The 12,898-nt window shown below is 74.3% G+C and carries 14 protein-coding genes; 10 read left to right on the top strand and 4 right to left on the bottom strand.

Features of this window, described 5'->3' with window-relative positions:
• Nucleotides 1–245: 245 nt before the first annotated feature.
• The 3 genes from LCD33_RS26990 to LCD33_RS26980 all read left to right on the top strand — a co-directional run bounded on the left by LCD33_RS26990 (nt 246) and on the right by LCD33_RS26980 (nt 1,857).
• A complete protein-coding gene (locus tag LCD33_RS26990) occupies nt 246–1,220 on the top strand; it encodes a hypothetical protein (RefSeq protein ID WP_224978422.1) in 975 nt (324 codons plus the stop codon).
• On the top strand, nt 1,217–1,489 hold the full coding sequence (locus LCD33_RS26985) for a DUF5703 family protein (protein WP_224960547.1): 273 nt from the start codon (nt 1,217–1,219) through the stop codon (nt 1,487–1,489). Before LCD33_RS26990 ends, LCD33_RS26985 begins: the two co-directional genes overlap by 4 nt.
• A gap of 206 nt (nt 1,490–1,695) precedes the next feature.
• Entirely contained in the window at nt 1,696–1,857 is a 162-nt protein-coding gene (locus LCD33_RS26980; protein WP_224960549.1) for a hypothetical protein, read from the top strand.
• Nucleotides 1,858–1,895: 38 nt separating this feature from the next.
• Here the strand turns inward: LCD33_RS26980 and LCD33_RS26975 are convergent, their stop codons facing one another.
• A complete protein-coding gene (locus tag LCD33_RS26975) occupies nt 1,896–2,555 on the bottom strand; it encodes a TetR family transcriptional regulator (protein WP_224978421.1) in 660 nt (219 codons plus the stop codon).
• 138 nt (nt 2,556–2,693) lie between these two features.
• On the opposite strand from LCD33_RS26975, the gene LCD33_RS26970 reads away from it, so the two are divergent.
• From LCD33_RS26970 to LCD33_RS26940, 7 genes are all read left to right on the top strand, one after another.
• Nucleotides 2,694–3,851: an acyl-CoA dehydrogenase gene (locus LCD33_RS26970; protein ID WP_224969010.1), complete on the top strand. Its 1,158-nt coding sequence runs from the start codon at nt 2,694–2,696 to the stop codon at nt 3,849–3,851.
• Nucleotides 3,852–4,000: 149 nt separating this feature from the next.
• On the top strand, nt 4,001–5,185 hold the full coding sequence (locus tag LCD33_RS26965; protein ID WP_224962540.1) for an acyl-CoA dehydrogenase family protein: 1,185 nt from the start codon (nt 4,001–4,003) through the stop codon (nt 5,183–5,185).
• The gene (locus LCD33_RS26960; RefSeq protein ID WP_224962542.1) at nt 5,182–6,228 is read left to right on the top strand and encodes an enoyl-CoA hydratase/isomerase family protein; all 1,047 of its coding nucleotides are present in this window, start codon (nt 5,182–5,184) and stop codon (nt 6,226–6,228) included. The genes LCD33_RS26965 and LCD33_RS26960 overlap by 4 nt, the downstream gene beginning before the upstream one ends.
• A gap of 54 nt (nt 6,229–6,282) precedes the next feature.
• Nucleotides 6,283–7,215, top strand: coding sequence for a 3-hydroxyisobutyrate dehydrogenase (gene mmsB, locus LCD33_RS26955; protein ID WP_224968500.1), 933 nt, complete (start codon nt 6,283–6,285; stop codon nt 7,213–7,215).
• 102 nt (nt 7,216–7,317) lie between these two features.
• Nucleotides 7,318–7,536, top strand: coding sequence for a hypothetical protein (locus LCD33_RS26950; RefSeq protein ID WP_255617833.1), 219 nt, complete (start codon nt 7,318–7,320; stop codon nt 7,534–7,536).
• Entirely contained in the window at nt 7,533–7,763 is a 231-nt protein-coding gene (locus LCD33_RS26945) for a hypothetical protein (RefSeq protein WP_224962548.1), read from the top strand. The genes LCD33_RS26950 and LCD33_RS26945 overlap by 4 nt, the downstream gene beginning before the upstream one ends.
• Before the next feature lie 134 nt (nt 7,764–7,897).
• Nucleotides 7,898–8,260 carry a barstar family protein gene (locus LCD33_RS26940; RefSeq protein WP_224962550.1) on the top strand — a complete coding sequence of 121 codons (363 nt, stop codon included), beginning with the start codon at nt 7,898–7,900 and terminating at the stop codon, nt 8,258–8,260.
• Nucleotides 8,261–8,270: 10 nt separating this feature from the next.
• Here LCD33_RS26940 and LCD33_RS26935 read toward each other — a convergent pair whose 3' ends face one another.
• The 3 genes from LCD33_RS26935 to LCD33_RS26925 all read right to left on the bottom strand — a co-directional run.
• Nucleotides 8,271–9,044: an enoyl-CoA hydratase-related protein gene (locus tag LCD33_RS26935; RefSeq protein ID WP_224978419.1), complete on the bottom strand. Its 774-nt coding sequence runs from the start codon at nt 9,042–9,044 to the stop codon at nt 8,271–8,273.
• Nucleotides 9,045–9,119: 75 nt separating this feature from the next.
• The gene (locus LCD33_RS26930) at nt 9,120–11,543 is read right to left on the bottom strand and encodes an ADP-ribosylglycohydrolase family protein (protein ID WP_224978418.1); all 2,424 of its coding nucleotides are present in this window, start codon (nt 11,541–11,543) and stop codon (nt 9,120–9,122) included.
• A 10-nt stretch (nt 11,544–11,553) separates the two neighbouring features.
• The coding region (locus LCD33_RS26925; RefSeq protein ID WP_224978417.1) for an ADP-ribosylglycohydrolase family protein at nt 11,554–12,898 on the bottom strand (1,345 nt) is incomplete at its 5' end.

Below are 12,898 nucleotides of genomic sequence, written 5' to 3'. Positions count from 1 at the left end.
GGCGCGCACACCGCCAGCCGCCGGGCCGCCGCGGCGTGGGCCCCGGCGCCGCCCCCGCCCGCGGAGACGAACTCTCGGCGAACGCGTCGTGAACGCCATCGGCGCCGGACGGGGCCTGGCCCACCGCCGGTGACCGGTGCGATGCTGGGTGGTCACCCGGGGGTGGGCGGCCGAGCACCACGGCAAATCAGGGATCCTGGAGGGGTCACCGCCCGAACCGCGGGCGCACGCACCTGGAGGGCCCCTTGCGCCGACTGGTCGCCGCCTGCCTCACCGCCACCGTGCTCACCGGCTGCGGTGGTGTCGGCGCCGACGATCCGCTGCAGGTCACCGACGCGCTCACCGCCGCCGAACCGGCCCGCGCCCCTGGCCAGGCCGCCCGGCCCGCGGGCACCGTGGTGCCCGCCCCGCCGACCGCGCTGAGCGCGTTCCTGCCCGGCGCTTCGACGTTGGCGACCTCGCACGAGCGCACCGTGTCCCTCTACGACGCGCGCGACCTGCGCCGCGCTCCGCGCACGGTGCAGCTGCCCGCGGCGCCCGCGACGTTGCGCGCCACCCCGGACGGGAAGCTGCTGGCCGCCCAGCCCGACGCCGACCTGGTCGCCCGCATCGATCCGGCGACCGGGGCCGCCGAGCAGCTGCGCTACCCGGGCCGTCCGCTGGACGCCGCGGTCGTTCCCGGGGGGCTGGCGGTGGCGTTGGAGGCCACCGGCAGCGTCGCGCTGCCCGGCGGGAAGCAGGCCACCGGGTTCAAGCGGCCCGCGGAGTTGGTCGAGCTCGGCGGGCGGCTGCACGTGCTCGACGTGCTGGCGACCTCGTTGACGCCGGTCGACCCGGCCACCGGGGAGAAGGAACCCGCGCTGCGGGCGGGTGCCGGCGCCACGCACGTGGCCGCCGACCGCTACGACCGGGTGCTGGCCGTGGACACCCGCGGGCAGGAGCTGCTGGCCTTCGCCACCGATCCGCTGATCATGAAGCAGCGCTATCCGGTGCCCGGCGCGCCCTTCGCCCTGGCCTACGACCCCGACCGGGACCTCGCGTGGATCACGCTGACGGCGAGCAACGAGCTCGTCGGCTACGACGTCGCGGGCGGGGAACCCCGGGAGGTGCACCGGGTGCCGACCGTGCGGCAGCCGAACTCGGCGGCCGTGGACCCCGCTACCGGAGCAGTGTTCGTCGCCTCGGCAACCGGGGCAGGAATGCAGGTGGTGACGCCATGAGCGAAGAACGGGACCCCGAGACCTCTTCCGAGCCCGCCCCCGCCGGCCGCGGGGCGCGGGAGAGCGGCTTCTCCGACGAGAAGTGGGACTACCGGCCGCTGCGGCTGCCGCCGGGCATCACCCGGCTCAGCGCCGCCACCCAGCTGAGCATCCACGCCGAGTTCTCCGGGTGGGAGCTGTCCCGGGTGTTGCTCTACTCCGACGGCACCCGCAAGGTGTGGCTGCGCCGCCGCCGGAGCACCCCGGGCGTACCGGAGCTGCGCACCTGATCGATCGCCCGTCGGGTGGGTGAGCCGGTATCGGCGGTCTCCGGTCTTCGCGGGTTCCTGACGCGTTCCTGATGCGTCGGCCGTGCCGTGTGGCGGGTCCGTTCCGGTGGACTAAAGATATCGACGGCGTGGTGGGAGTGCGATCTGCGCCACTCCCCAGGACCATCGGCCATACCCTCCCGACACCCGACGAACAGGAGCACGACGTGGAACCCGCCGAGCACAACCCGGCCGACCAGTTCGACCCGCCGCGCGCGAGCGTGCAGACGCTGCTGCCCGAGGCCGCCGTTCCAGGACAGCACCGCGGGCAGTGGCCCGGTGAGCTCGACGACGCCGACGAGAGCCACCTGATCCGCGGCTACGACTGACCGAACCCGGTCCCCGGCCCGGGACCGCCCGCCACCGGCTACGCGGGTGCGCTCCCCACCCGGTCGTCCAGCGCGGCGCCGAGGGTTCCGGGCCAGGTCGCGGCCATGCCGCGCACTCCTGCCAGCGCGGCGTGCAGCCTGCCGCGCGCGTCGAGCTCGGCGCCGCTCTTGAGCCATTCCCGCAGCACCTGGTTGTGGGGGGCGACGACGGCGGCCGCCGCGACCGCCGCGCGCAGCGCCGCGTCCGGTTCGCCGTCGTAGCGGCCGCGCAGGTAGCGGGTGAACGCCCGCTGGTAGTCGTCGGTGCTGGCGATCTCCTTGGCCCGCAGCGACGGGACCTGCCTGGTCAGCGCGAAGCGCTGCAGCGACACCGCGGGGTCGGCCAGGTAGGTCTCCAGCACCGCTTCGGCGGCCCGGCACACCGCGGGCAGCGGTTCCTCGCCGTCGGCCTGCTCCAGCAGTTCGGCCACGTCGGCCAGCCGCTCCTCGTGGTCGCCGAACACGGCGTCCTCCTTGGAGCGGAAGTAGCGGAAGAAGGTGCGCCTGCCGACCCCGGCGGCCTCGGCGATCTGGTCGACGGTGGTGGCTTCGAACCCGTTCGCGGCGAACAGGTCCAGCGCGGCCGACGACACGGTGCCGCGGATCCGGCGGCGGCCCTGCGGGGTGCGGCCTGCGCGCGGCCGCGGCTGCTCGGACATGGCCGAAATATACCCACCCGATTGAGAGTGGCACTCCGTGCCGTTAGGATTCCGGCGACCGAGGGCGCGGCGCCACACCCGCACCCGGATCCGGCGATCACCACGGCCCCAGCGCAACGCTGGAGACGGGAGGCAGCAGTGAACCCGAACTTCGAGACCTACCGGCTCAACGACGAGCACGACGCCCTGCGCGAGGCGGTGCGCGCCCTCGCCGAGAAGGAGATCGCCCCGCACGCCGCCGAGGTCGACGAGCAGGAGCGCTACCCGCAGGAAGCGCTCGACGCCCTGGTCAAGGCCGGGTTCGCCGCCGTGCACGTGCCCGAGGCCTACGGCGGCGAAGGCGCCGACTCGGTCGCCACCTGCATCGTCATCGAAGAGGTCGCCCGCGTCTGCGCCTCCTCCTCGCTGATCCCCGCGGTGAACAAGCTCGGCACCATGCCGATCATCCTGTCCGGCTCCGAGGACCTGAAGAAGAAGGTCCTCGGCGACCTCGCCGCGGGCACCGCGACCGCCTCCTACGCGCTGTCCGAGCGCGAAGCCGGCTCCGACGCCGCCGCCATGAAGACCCGCGCCCACCGCTCCGGCGACGACTGGGTCCTCAACGGCAGCAAGTGCTGGATCACCAACGGCGGCGTGTCCAGCTGGTACACCGTCATGGCCGTCACCGACCCGGACAAGAAGGCCAACGGCATCAGCGCCTTCGCCGTGCACAAGGACGACCCGGGCTTCGTCGTCGGCCCCAAGGAGAAGAAGCTCGGCATCAAGGGCTCCCCCACCGTCGAGCTCTACTTCGAGGACGCCACCATCCCCGGCGACCGCATCATCGGCGAGCCCGGCACCGGCTTCAAGACCGCCCTGGCCACCCTCGACCACACCCGGCCCACCATCGGCGCCCAGGCCGTCGGCATCGCCCAGGGAGCTCTCGACCAGGCGCTGGCCTACGTCAAGGAGCGCAAGCAGTTCGGCAAGTCCATCAGCGACTTCCAGGGCGTCCAGTTCATGCTCGCCGACATGGCCATGAAGGTCGAAGCCGCCCGCCACATGGTCTACGTCTCCGCGGCCCGCGCCGAGCGCGGCGAGGGCAACCTCGGGTTCATCTCCGCCGCCGCGAAGTGCTTCGCCTCCGACGTCGCCATGGAGGTCACCACCGACGCCGTGCAGCTGTTCGGCGGCGCCGGCTACACCCGCGACTTCCCGGTGGAGCGCATGATGCGCGACGCCAAGATCACCCAGATCTACGAGGGCACCAACCAGATCCAGCGCATGGTGATGTCCCGCGCCCTGCTCAAGGGCTGACCGCCCCGCCCCGGGGGGGGGCCCCCGCCCCCGGGCCCCCCCCCCGCGCCCCCCCCCCCCCCCCCCCCCCCCCCCCCCCCCCCCCCCCCGGGGGCGGCCCCCCGCGGGCCCCCCCCCCGGGACCGGACTCTCGAAGGTGAGGAGTGGACGTGTCGGTAGCAGCGGTTCCCGGCCCCTCCGGCGTGGTGTCCCCGTTCGCGCTGACCGAGGACCAGCGGGCCATCCAGCAGCTGGCCCGCGAGTTCGCGGCCGAGCAGCTCGCCCCGCACGCCGTGCAGTGGGACCAGGACAAGCACTTCCCGGTCGACGTGCTGCGCGCCGCGGGCGAGCTCGGCATCGGCGGCGTCTACGTCGACGAGGCCTGCGGCGGCACGGGCCTGGGCCGGTTCGACTCGGCGCTCATCTTCGAGGAGCTCGCCGCGGGCGACCCGTCCGTGGCGGCGTACCTGTCGATCCACAACATGGTCGCCGGGATGATCGACCGCTTCGGCGACGACGAGCAGCGCGCCCGCTGGCTGCCGCCGCTGTGCTCGCTGACCGCCCGCGCCAGCTACTGCCTCACCGAACCGGAGGCCGGTTCGGACGCGGCGGCGCTGCGGACCCGCGCGGTGCGCGACGGCGACGACTACGTGCTGACCGGGGTGAAGCAGTTCATCTCCGGCGGCGGCAGCTCGGACGTGTACGTGGTGATGGCCCGCACCGGTGAGGACGGTGCGAAGGGCATCTCCACGTTCATCGTCGAGGGCGACGCCGCCGGGCTCTCGTTCGGTCCGAACGAGCGGAAGATGGGCTGGAACGCGCAGCCCACCCGGCAGGTCGTGCTCGACGGCGTGCGGGTGCCCGCGGCGCAGCGGCTCGGCCCCGAAGGCATCGGGTTCAAGATCGCGATGGCCGGGCTGGACGGCGGCAGGCTCAGCATCGCGGCCTGCTCGCTCGGCGGGGCGCGGGACGCGCTGGACCGCAGCCTCGGCTACGTGCGGGAGCGCACCGCGTTCGGCGCCAAGCTCAGCGAGTTCCAGGCGCTGCAGTTCAAGCTCGCCGACATGGCCACCGAGCTGGAGGCCGCCCGGATGCTGCTGTGGCGCGCGGCGTGGGCGCTGGACGCCCGCGACCCGGACGCGACCCGGCTGTGCGCGATGGCCAAGCGGCTCGCGACCGACGTGGGCTTCACCGTGGCGAACGAGGCGCTTCAGATCCACGGCGGATACGGATACCTTGCCGAGTACGGCCTCGAGAAGATCGTTCGCGACCTGCGGGTGCACCAGATCCTCGAAGGCACCAACGAGATCATGCGACTGATCATTTCCCGTGGACTGCTGGAGTCGGCATCATGACAACACCCGCCCCGGAGCAGGTTCTGCTCAGCGTCGAGGGCGCGCTCGGACGCATCACCCTCAACCGCCCCAAGGCGATCAACTCGCTCACCCTGGAGATGGTGCGCGAGATGACCGCCGCGCTGCAGCGGTGGAGCACCGACGAGCAGGTGCGGGCGGTCCTCGTCGAGGGCGCCGGAGAACGCGGGCTGTGCGCGGGCGGCGACATCCGGGCGCTGCACGACGCGGCGAAGGCCGGGGACGAGGAGCTCCCCAAGGCGTTCTGGAGCGAGGAGTACCGGCTCAACTCGATGCTCGCGCACTACCCGAAGCCCGTGGTGGGGCTGATGGACGGGGTGTGCATGGGCGGCGGCGTCGGCATCTCCGCGCACGGTTCGCACCGGGTCGTCACCGAGCGTTCCAAGGTCGGCATGCCGGAGGTCGGCATCGGCTTCGTGCCCGACGTCGGCGGCACCTTCCTGCTCTCGCACGCCCCCGGTGAGCTGGGCACGCACCTGGCGTTGACCGGTGCGCCGATCGGCGGCGCGGACGCGGTGGCGCTCGGCCTGGCCGACCACCACCTGCCCAGCGAGCGCATCGACGACCTGGTCAAGGCGCTCACCAGCGGTGACGTGGACGCGGCGCTGGCCAGGTTCGCGACGGCCCCGCCGGAGTCGCCGGTGGCCGCGCAGCGGGAGTGGATCGACGAGGCCTACGCGGCCGACGACGTCGCCGAGATCCTCGCCCGGCTGCGCGCCCGCCCCGAACAGGCCGCCGCGGACGCCGCCGCCGCGATCGGGACGAAGTCGCCGACCTCGCTGAAGGTGACGCTGCGCGCGCTGCGCAGCAGGCCGGAGACGCTGGAGGCGGCGCTGGACCAGGAGTTCCGGATCGCGCTGCGCTGCCTGACCGCGGGCGACTTCGTGGAAGGCGTGCGCGCCACCCTCGTGGACAAGGACCGCGACCCGAAGTGGTCGCCGAACGCCCTGGACGAGGTCACCGAGGAGCACGTCCAGCGCTTCTTCGCCCCGCTCGAGCAGGGCGAGCTCGGCCTGTCCGGCTGAGCCGCCGGGCCCCGGGCCCGGCTCGACCACCGCACCGCGCAGGAGGGAATGACAATGGCTGTCATCGGATTCATCGGGCTGGGCCACATGGGCGGCCCGATGTCGGCGAACCTGGTCGCGGCCGGGCACGTGGTGCGCGGGTTCGACCTGGCCCCGGCGGCGCTGGAGGCGGCGCGGGCGAACGGGGTGACCGTGGTCGGCTCGGCGGTCGAGGCCGTGACCGGCGCCGAAGCGGTGATCACGATGCTGCCGGGCGGCAAGCACCTGCTGGACTGCTACGAGCAGGTGCTGCCCGCGGTGGAGCCGGGGGCGCTGCTGGTCGACTCCTCCACGGTCGACGTCGCCGACGCCCGCGCCGCGCACGCGCTGGCCGGGACGGCCGGTTTCGGCTCCCTGGACGCCCCGGTCTCCGGCGGCACCGCGGGCGCGGAGGCGGGCACGCTGACGTTCATGGTCGGCGGCGCGGAGGAGCACTTCCAGCGGGCGGAACCGCTGCTGGCGCCGATGGCCCGCAAGGTCATCCACTGCGGTGGCCCGGGCAACGGCCAGGTCACCAAGATGTGCAACAACCTGGTGCTGGGCGCGTCGATGATCGCGGTGGGGGAGGCGTTCGTGCTCGGCGAGCGGCTCGGCCTGAGCAACCAGGCGCTCTACGACGTCGCGTCGATCTCCACCGGCCAGTGCTGGGCGCTGACCACGAACTGCCCGGTCCCGGGCCTGGTGGAGACCAGCCGGGCCGACCACGACTACGAACCGGGCTTCTCCGCGGCGCTGATGCTCAAGGACCTGAAGCTGGCCGAGTCCGCGGCCGAGCAGAGCGGCACCGACGCGGCGATCGGGCGGTTGGCGACCGAGCTGTACCAGCGGTTCAACGAGGAGGGCGGCGGCGGCTACGACTTCGGCGCGATCATCCGCTCCATCCGGGAGCGCTCGGCGGCGGCCGAGCGCGCCGAGAACCCGTCGACCGAGGTCACCGGCACTTCCTGAGCCTCCGCGGGCCGGTCCGCGCGCCCGCGCCTCCCGGGCGCGCGCGGCCCGGCCGGGGCGGGGTGAAGGCCGCGGAGTCCCGGCGTACTCTGGCGCCTCGTGATGGACTGGCTGTTCGAGTGGTGGGACGGCGTCGAGCTGTGGCTCGTCCAGCTCTGGTACCCGCTGCTGGTGACCTTGGTCCTGGTCGTGCTGCTGCCGGTGTGCTGGTACCTGGCGCGCTTCCTCGACCGGGCCATCGATGGGATCGGCGCACGGCTGACCCGCGTGCGCGACGCCGAACCGCCGGTGCGGACCACGCGCGGAACGGACGTGCCATGAACCGGTTGACCTCGCGCAAGCGCATCACGGTCGCCCTCATCGGGCTGATCGCCCTCGTGGTCATCGGCTGGTTCGTGCAGCAGGGAGCCGCGGCGCACGGCACGGCGATGCCGCCCGCCGGTGGCTCCGCGACCGTGTGGCAGGCTGTGCCCGTTCTGCCGGATTCTTCGGGAGCGGCGCCGTGGCGGGCTCCCGCCGGAAGCGGACCGCCCACCTCGCCCGCGTGATGGCGGGGGCGGCCCGGCCGCGGCGCATCGCCGCGGCATTGCGGTGAACGAACCTTGTTCCTGGTTGTTGACGTGTGTGGTTGAGTGGGATGTTTGCGACGAAAAAGCCTCAGGTCTTCCGGAAGGAGCCGGCGGTGAGCGAGCTGGAGCAGCCTGGAGTGAGTGCGAAGACGGCGGCCGAGGACGCCGAGCGGCGCGGCGCGGCCGTGCACGTGCTCGATGGGAGCGATCTGGTCAGCAAGCGCACCGCGCTGGACGGCATCGCGGCGGTGCTGTCGTTCCCGGAGTGGGCGGGGCGCAACCTGGACGCGCTCTACGACTGCCTGACCGACCTGTCCTGGCTGCCGGAGGGCGAGCACGTCCTCATCTGGGCCGGGGCGCAGAACCTGGCGCAGCACGACCCCAAGGCCTACGAGAAGATCAACACGGTGCTGCGGGACGCGGCGAGCAAGCCCGTCTGCGGCCGCGCCTTCGCCACCGTCCTCACCCGCGACTGAAGCCCCGCGCTCAGTCCCGCGGGACCCAGGCGGCGGGGCGCTTCTCGGCGAAGGCCCGGATGCCCTCTTGGCCTTCGTCGGAGGCGAAGTGCCGGGCGGAGAGCTCCAGCACCTCGTCGAAGTCCGCGCCGATGTCGGCGGAACGGGGGCGGCGCAGCAGCGCCTTCGTCGCGGCCAGCGCGTGCGGTGCGCCCTTCGCCAGCATCTCGGCGTAGCGGGCGACCTCGGCGTCGAGCCGGTCCGCGGGCACCGCCGAGTTGAGCAGCCCGATCCGCACGGCGCGTTCGGCGTCGAAGTTCTCCCCGGTCAGGAACAGCTCGTGCGCGGCGCGCGGCTGCAGCCGGGGCAGCACGGTCAGCGAGATCACCGCGGGCACCACGCCGATGCGGACTTCGGAGAACCCGAACGTCGCGGTGTCGGCGGCGACCGCCAGGTCGCAGGCCGCGACGATGCCCGCGCCACCGGCCCTGGCCGGTCCCGCGAGCTTGGCGATGACCGGTTTCGGGCTGGTCCACAAGGTGTCGAGCAGTTCGGGGAGTTCCCGCACGCCTTGGTCGTCGGCGCCGGCGGACCGGGATTCCTTGAGGTCCATCCCGGCGCAGAACACCGGCCCGGTGTGGTCGAGCACGATCACCCGCACCGCGTCCTCGGCGAGCGCCGCCGCCAAGTGCTCGCGGAGTTCTCGGCGCAGCTGCGCGGACAGCGCGTTGCGGTTGTGCGGGGAGTCGAGGGTGATCGTCGCGACGCCGGATGCGGTGCCGCGGTGCACGAGTTCGTCGGCCATGCGCCGCACGTTACCGCCTGCCGCGGGCGCTGCGGCGTGCCGAGACGAGCGGTTCCGGGCGGGCCCGGCGGTGCGTCAGGTGGGCGGGTACCGGGTGGTCCAGTCGGCCGCTTCCGGCGGGTGCGGCCCGAATTCGAGGCTCGCGTCGTGCGCGAGCTGCTCGATGACGTCGTGCAGCTCCAGTTCGGTGCGCCAGCGGTCGGGGATCTTCGCCGCCCCGGACTGGGCGCCGACGAGGCTGCCGCAGACCGCGCCGGTGGTGGCCGAGTTGCCGGAGTGGTTCACCGCCAGCGGCAGCGCCACGTCGATGTCCCCGTCGGCGACGAGTGCCGCGTACAGCCCGATGCCGAGCGCGTCGGCGGCGCTCCACCCGTTGCCGATCCCGCTCTCCAAGTGGGTGGGCGTGGTCTCGGCGGAGGCGGCGTAGCGGACCGCCGCGGAGACCTTGCGGGTGACGTCCTGGTGGCCGCGGTGCCCGCTGAGCTCGTCGAGCGCCTCGTCGACGGCGGCCGCGAGCTCGCGCCCGTCGAGCAGCCGGGACACCAGGAAGGCGAGGGTGCCCGCGCTGAGGTAGGCGACCGGGTCGCCGTGGGTGAGCGCGGCGGTGTTCTGGCCGACGCGGAACACCTCGGACGGGTCGGAGCTCCACAGCGCGGCCGGGACGGCGCGCATCACCGCCGTGCTGCCCTGCGAGTCGCTGACCGGGCGTTCCGGGGTGCCCATCGGCTGCTGCCCCTTGGCGAAGGCGATGAGCGTGCGCATCATGGTGCGCCCCGGGTTGCGGGTCTGGAACAGCGCGCGGTGCCCCACCAGCCAGCCGTCCGGCGCGGGGGTGTGCTTGAGGAATTCGCCCGCGGCGCGGCCCCAGCTGAGGTGCTGGGTGTGCAGCCAGCGCTGGTAGGCGTGCTGGATGTGCCGCGACGGGTCGGGCACGTCGCCGCTGCGGCGGCTCACCCCGGCGCGGATGGTGCCTTCGAGGGAGAACAGCAGCAGCTGGGTGTCGCTGCCGAGCCTGCCCGCGGGGTGCCCGGCGGGCACGTAGTTGCGCAGGCCCTGCGGTCCGTGCCGGTCCCGGATCTCGTCCCAGCTGTCCCCGGCGACGGGGGTGCCGAGGGCTTCGCCGATGGCGCAGCCGAGCACGGCGCCGAGGAAGCGGTCTCTGGACGCGGCGAGTCTGGGCACGGCGTGCAGGCTCCTTCGCCGATCGGGTTCGTGGGCGGGGGCACCGACGGGGTAGCGGCGCAGCCATTCCTCGGATTCGTCCGGGTAAGGGCCGAATTCGGCGGCGGCGTCCTCGGCGAGCCGTTCGAGCGCGGCGAGCACGGCCGGTTTCCCCGTGCCGGGTAAGGGGATCGCGGCGGGCCCGTGCGCGGCGCCGAGCAGCTGGCCGCACAGCACCGCGGTGCTGCGGGTGTCGCCGGCGTGGTCGGTGGCGGCGGCGATGGCGGCGGTGAAGTCGTCGGGGCAGGCGGCGGTGATGCGCAGCGCCGCGGCGAGCGCTTCGGTGCCGGTCCGGCCGGGGCTCATCGCGTCGAGCTGCGCGGCGCCCGGGACGAACCCGACGGGGCTGGTGCTGCCGAGGTGCAGGGCGCGGTCGAGCAGCGCGGGCCGGGAGTCGGCCGGTTCCCAGGCGGCGAGCGCGCCGTCCAGGGCTGCGGTCAGCGGATTCCCCCGCAGCAGCAACGAGATCGCGACGCCGAGCGCCCCGGCGGGGCGGTTGCCGTCGGGGTGGCCGTGGGTGAGCGCGGCGAGGTTCGCGGCGGTGCCGAACACCTCGCTGCCGGACCACAGCGCGGCCACCGCGCCCAGCGGTACCGCACCGGCGCCGGCGGCGTGCGCGGAGGCGCGGCCCCCGGCGGCGATGCGGGTCAGCGCCGTCAGCAGCGCCCGGTCGTCGACGGTGTCGCCGTGCAGTTCCCGCTGTTCGACCAGCCAGCCGTCGGGTTCGCCCGCGGGTTCGGCGACGCAGTCCTGCCAGGGGACGCCCCGGGTGTGCAACCAGCGCTGCAGTCCATTGAGGACGAACGTGGTGAGGTCCGTGGCGCCGTGCGCGCGCAGCGCGGTGTGCGCGCGGATCACGCCTTCCAGCGCGAACAGCAGTGCCGTGGTGCGCTCGCCGATCCGGCCGGTGGCGGCGTGCTCGGCGCTCGCCGCGCCCAGCAGCATCCCGGCGAACCGGCTCGCCGCGTCCGGCCGGTAACCGGAGTCGTCGGCGAGACCGGTGGCGGGCACCGGCGGTGCCGGGTCGGTGCCGATGCGCTGGCGCAGCGCGGCGAACCACGGCGGCCGGGTCAACGGCCGGTCGCGCCAGGAACGCCACCGCTCCAGCAGCACCCGCTCGTCCGCGTCGGCGGGCCCGGTGCGCGGCGCGCCGGATTCCGGGCCGGGCTCCGCGGCGGTCGCGGGCGGCGCGTCCGGCGCCGCCGCCCGGCGCCGCTCCCGGTACGCCGCCAGCAACGCCCGTTCCGCCTCGGTGAGCCCGTCGCGAGAATCCTTCACCTGAGCAACGTTACTGCGTGTATCGCCGGGTCCAGTCCGGCGCCGTGCCGTCCGGGACGAGATCGGTCTCGACCCGCCCGGCGTCGGCGACGAGCCGCTGCACCTGCTCGTGCAGTTCCAGCTGATCGAGCCATTCCGCGGGGATCTCCGCCGCACCGCGCGCGGCGCCGAGCAGCCCGCCGCACAGCGCCGCGGTGGCCGCGCTGTCCCCGGAATGGGTGGCGGCGAGCGCGACGGCGTCGGCGAACGAATCCGGGTGCGTCAGCGCGGCGGCGACCGCGACGCCGAGCGCGGCGGGCGCGTGCCTGCCCGCGCCGAGCTTCTCCAGCGCGGGCACCGGGACCGGGCCGTGCTCGGCGAGGGTCAGCGCGTCGCGCAGCGCCCGCACCGTGTTCTCGCTGCCCTCCCAGGCCTTCAGCTCGGTGAGCGTGGTGTGCGCGCTCTCGGCGAGGGTCTGCCCGGCGGACAGCGCGGCGACCATCCCGGCGACGGCGGCCGCGGGCAGGTAGCCGTCCGGGTGGCCGTGGGTGAGCACCCCGGTGGCGATGCCGAGTTCGACCGCCGCGCCCGGGCTGTCGGCGTGCAGGCCGACGACGGCGCCGCGGGCGGCCGCGGCCGCGCCGGTGGACGGGTTCGGCGGCGTGCTCGGCGTCGGCACCGGGCTCCGCCCGTCCCAGGTGGCCAGCGCGGTGACGCCCGCTTCGTCGGGGAAGCGCTGCGCGCCGAGCGCGGGCTGCCCGACGAGCTCCGCGGGCTGCACGGCCGGTTCGACAGGGGCGCCCTGGGCGATCACCCAGTGCTGGAGGGTGCCGCGGACCAGTTCGGCGGTCGACGGACCCGGCCTGTTCAGTCCCTTGTGGACGGACGAGCGGAGCAACCCGTCGAGCAGGAACACCGACTGCTGGCCGATCGAGGTGGACCGGCCGCGGCCACCCAGGTGCTCGGCGAGCTCGCGCACCCCGTCCGGGTTGCGGCGCAGGATCCCCCGCTGCGACAGGAAGGTCCACGGGGCGCCCAGGGCGTCACCGGCGACCACGCCGAGCGCGCAACCGGCGAGCCGGTCCAGGCGGTCCAGTTCGGCGGGGACCTCCGCGGGCAGCTCGCCGTCGGCCTCGTTCGCGGCGACCAGCTGCGCGGCGCGCTCCGGGCCGAACGCCTCCTGCAGCAGCTTGTGCAGGCCCTCGGAAAGGTCGTTGGGCGTGTCGTCCTCGCCGTCGCGGAACTTGCGCCACGCGGCGAGCAGCCGCAGCTCCTCGTCGTTGAGGCCGTCGCCGGGATCCTCGTCCGCGCTGTCCGCCGGGCAGACCCTCGCCGAGAGCGCGCACACCACGCTCACCGAGCTGAAGGCCTGGGAG

Source organism: Saccharopolyspora sp. 7B (assembly GCF_020177435.1).
GTDB lineage: Bacteria > Actinomycetota > Actinomycetes > Mycobacteriales > Pseudonocardiaceae > Saccharopolyspora_C > Saccharopolyspora_C gregorii.
This window is presented reverse-complemented; position numbering and strand designations above follow the sequence as displayed.

Bases quoted from the DNA above. Each gene is read 5' to 3' on its own strand.
- LCD33_RS26935 (WP_224978419.1), bottom strand. From the start codon at position 9,044: ATGGCCGACGAACTCGTGCACCGCGGCACCGCATCCGGCGTCGCGACG.
- LCD33_RS26945 (WP_224962548.1), top strand. From the start codon at position 7,533: ATGAACCGGTTGACCTCGCGCAAGCGCATCACGGTCGCCCTCATCGGG.
- LCD33_RS26975 (WP_224978421.1), bottom strand. From the start codon at position 2,555: ATGTCCGAGCAGCCGCGGCCGCGCGCAGGCCGCACCCCGCAGGGCCGC.
- LCD33_RS26950 (WP_255617833.1), top strand. From the start codon at position 7,318: ATGGACTGGCTGTTCGAGTGGTGGGACGGCGTCGAGCTGTGGCTCGTC.
- mmsB (WP_224968500.1), top strand. From the start codon at position 6,283: ATGGCTGTCATCGGATTCATCGGGCTGGGCCACATGGGCGGCCCGATG.
- LCD33_RS26960 (WP_224962542.1), top strand. From the start codon at position 5,182: ATGACAACACCCGCCCCGGAGCAGGTTCTGCTCAGCGTCGAGGGCGCG.
- LCD33_RS26985 (WP_224960547.1), top strand. From the start codon at position 1,217: ATGAGCGAAGAACGGGACCCCGAGACCTCTTCCGAGCCCGCCCCCGCC.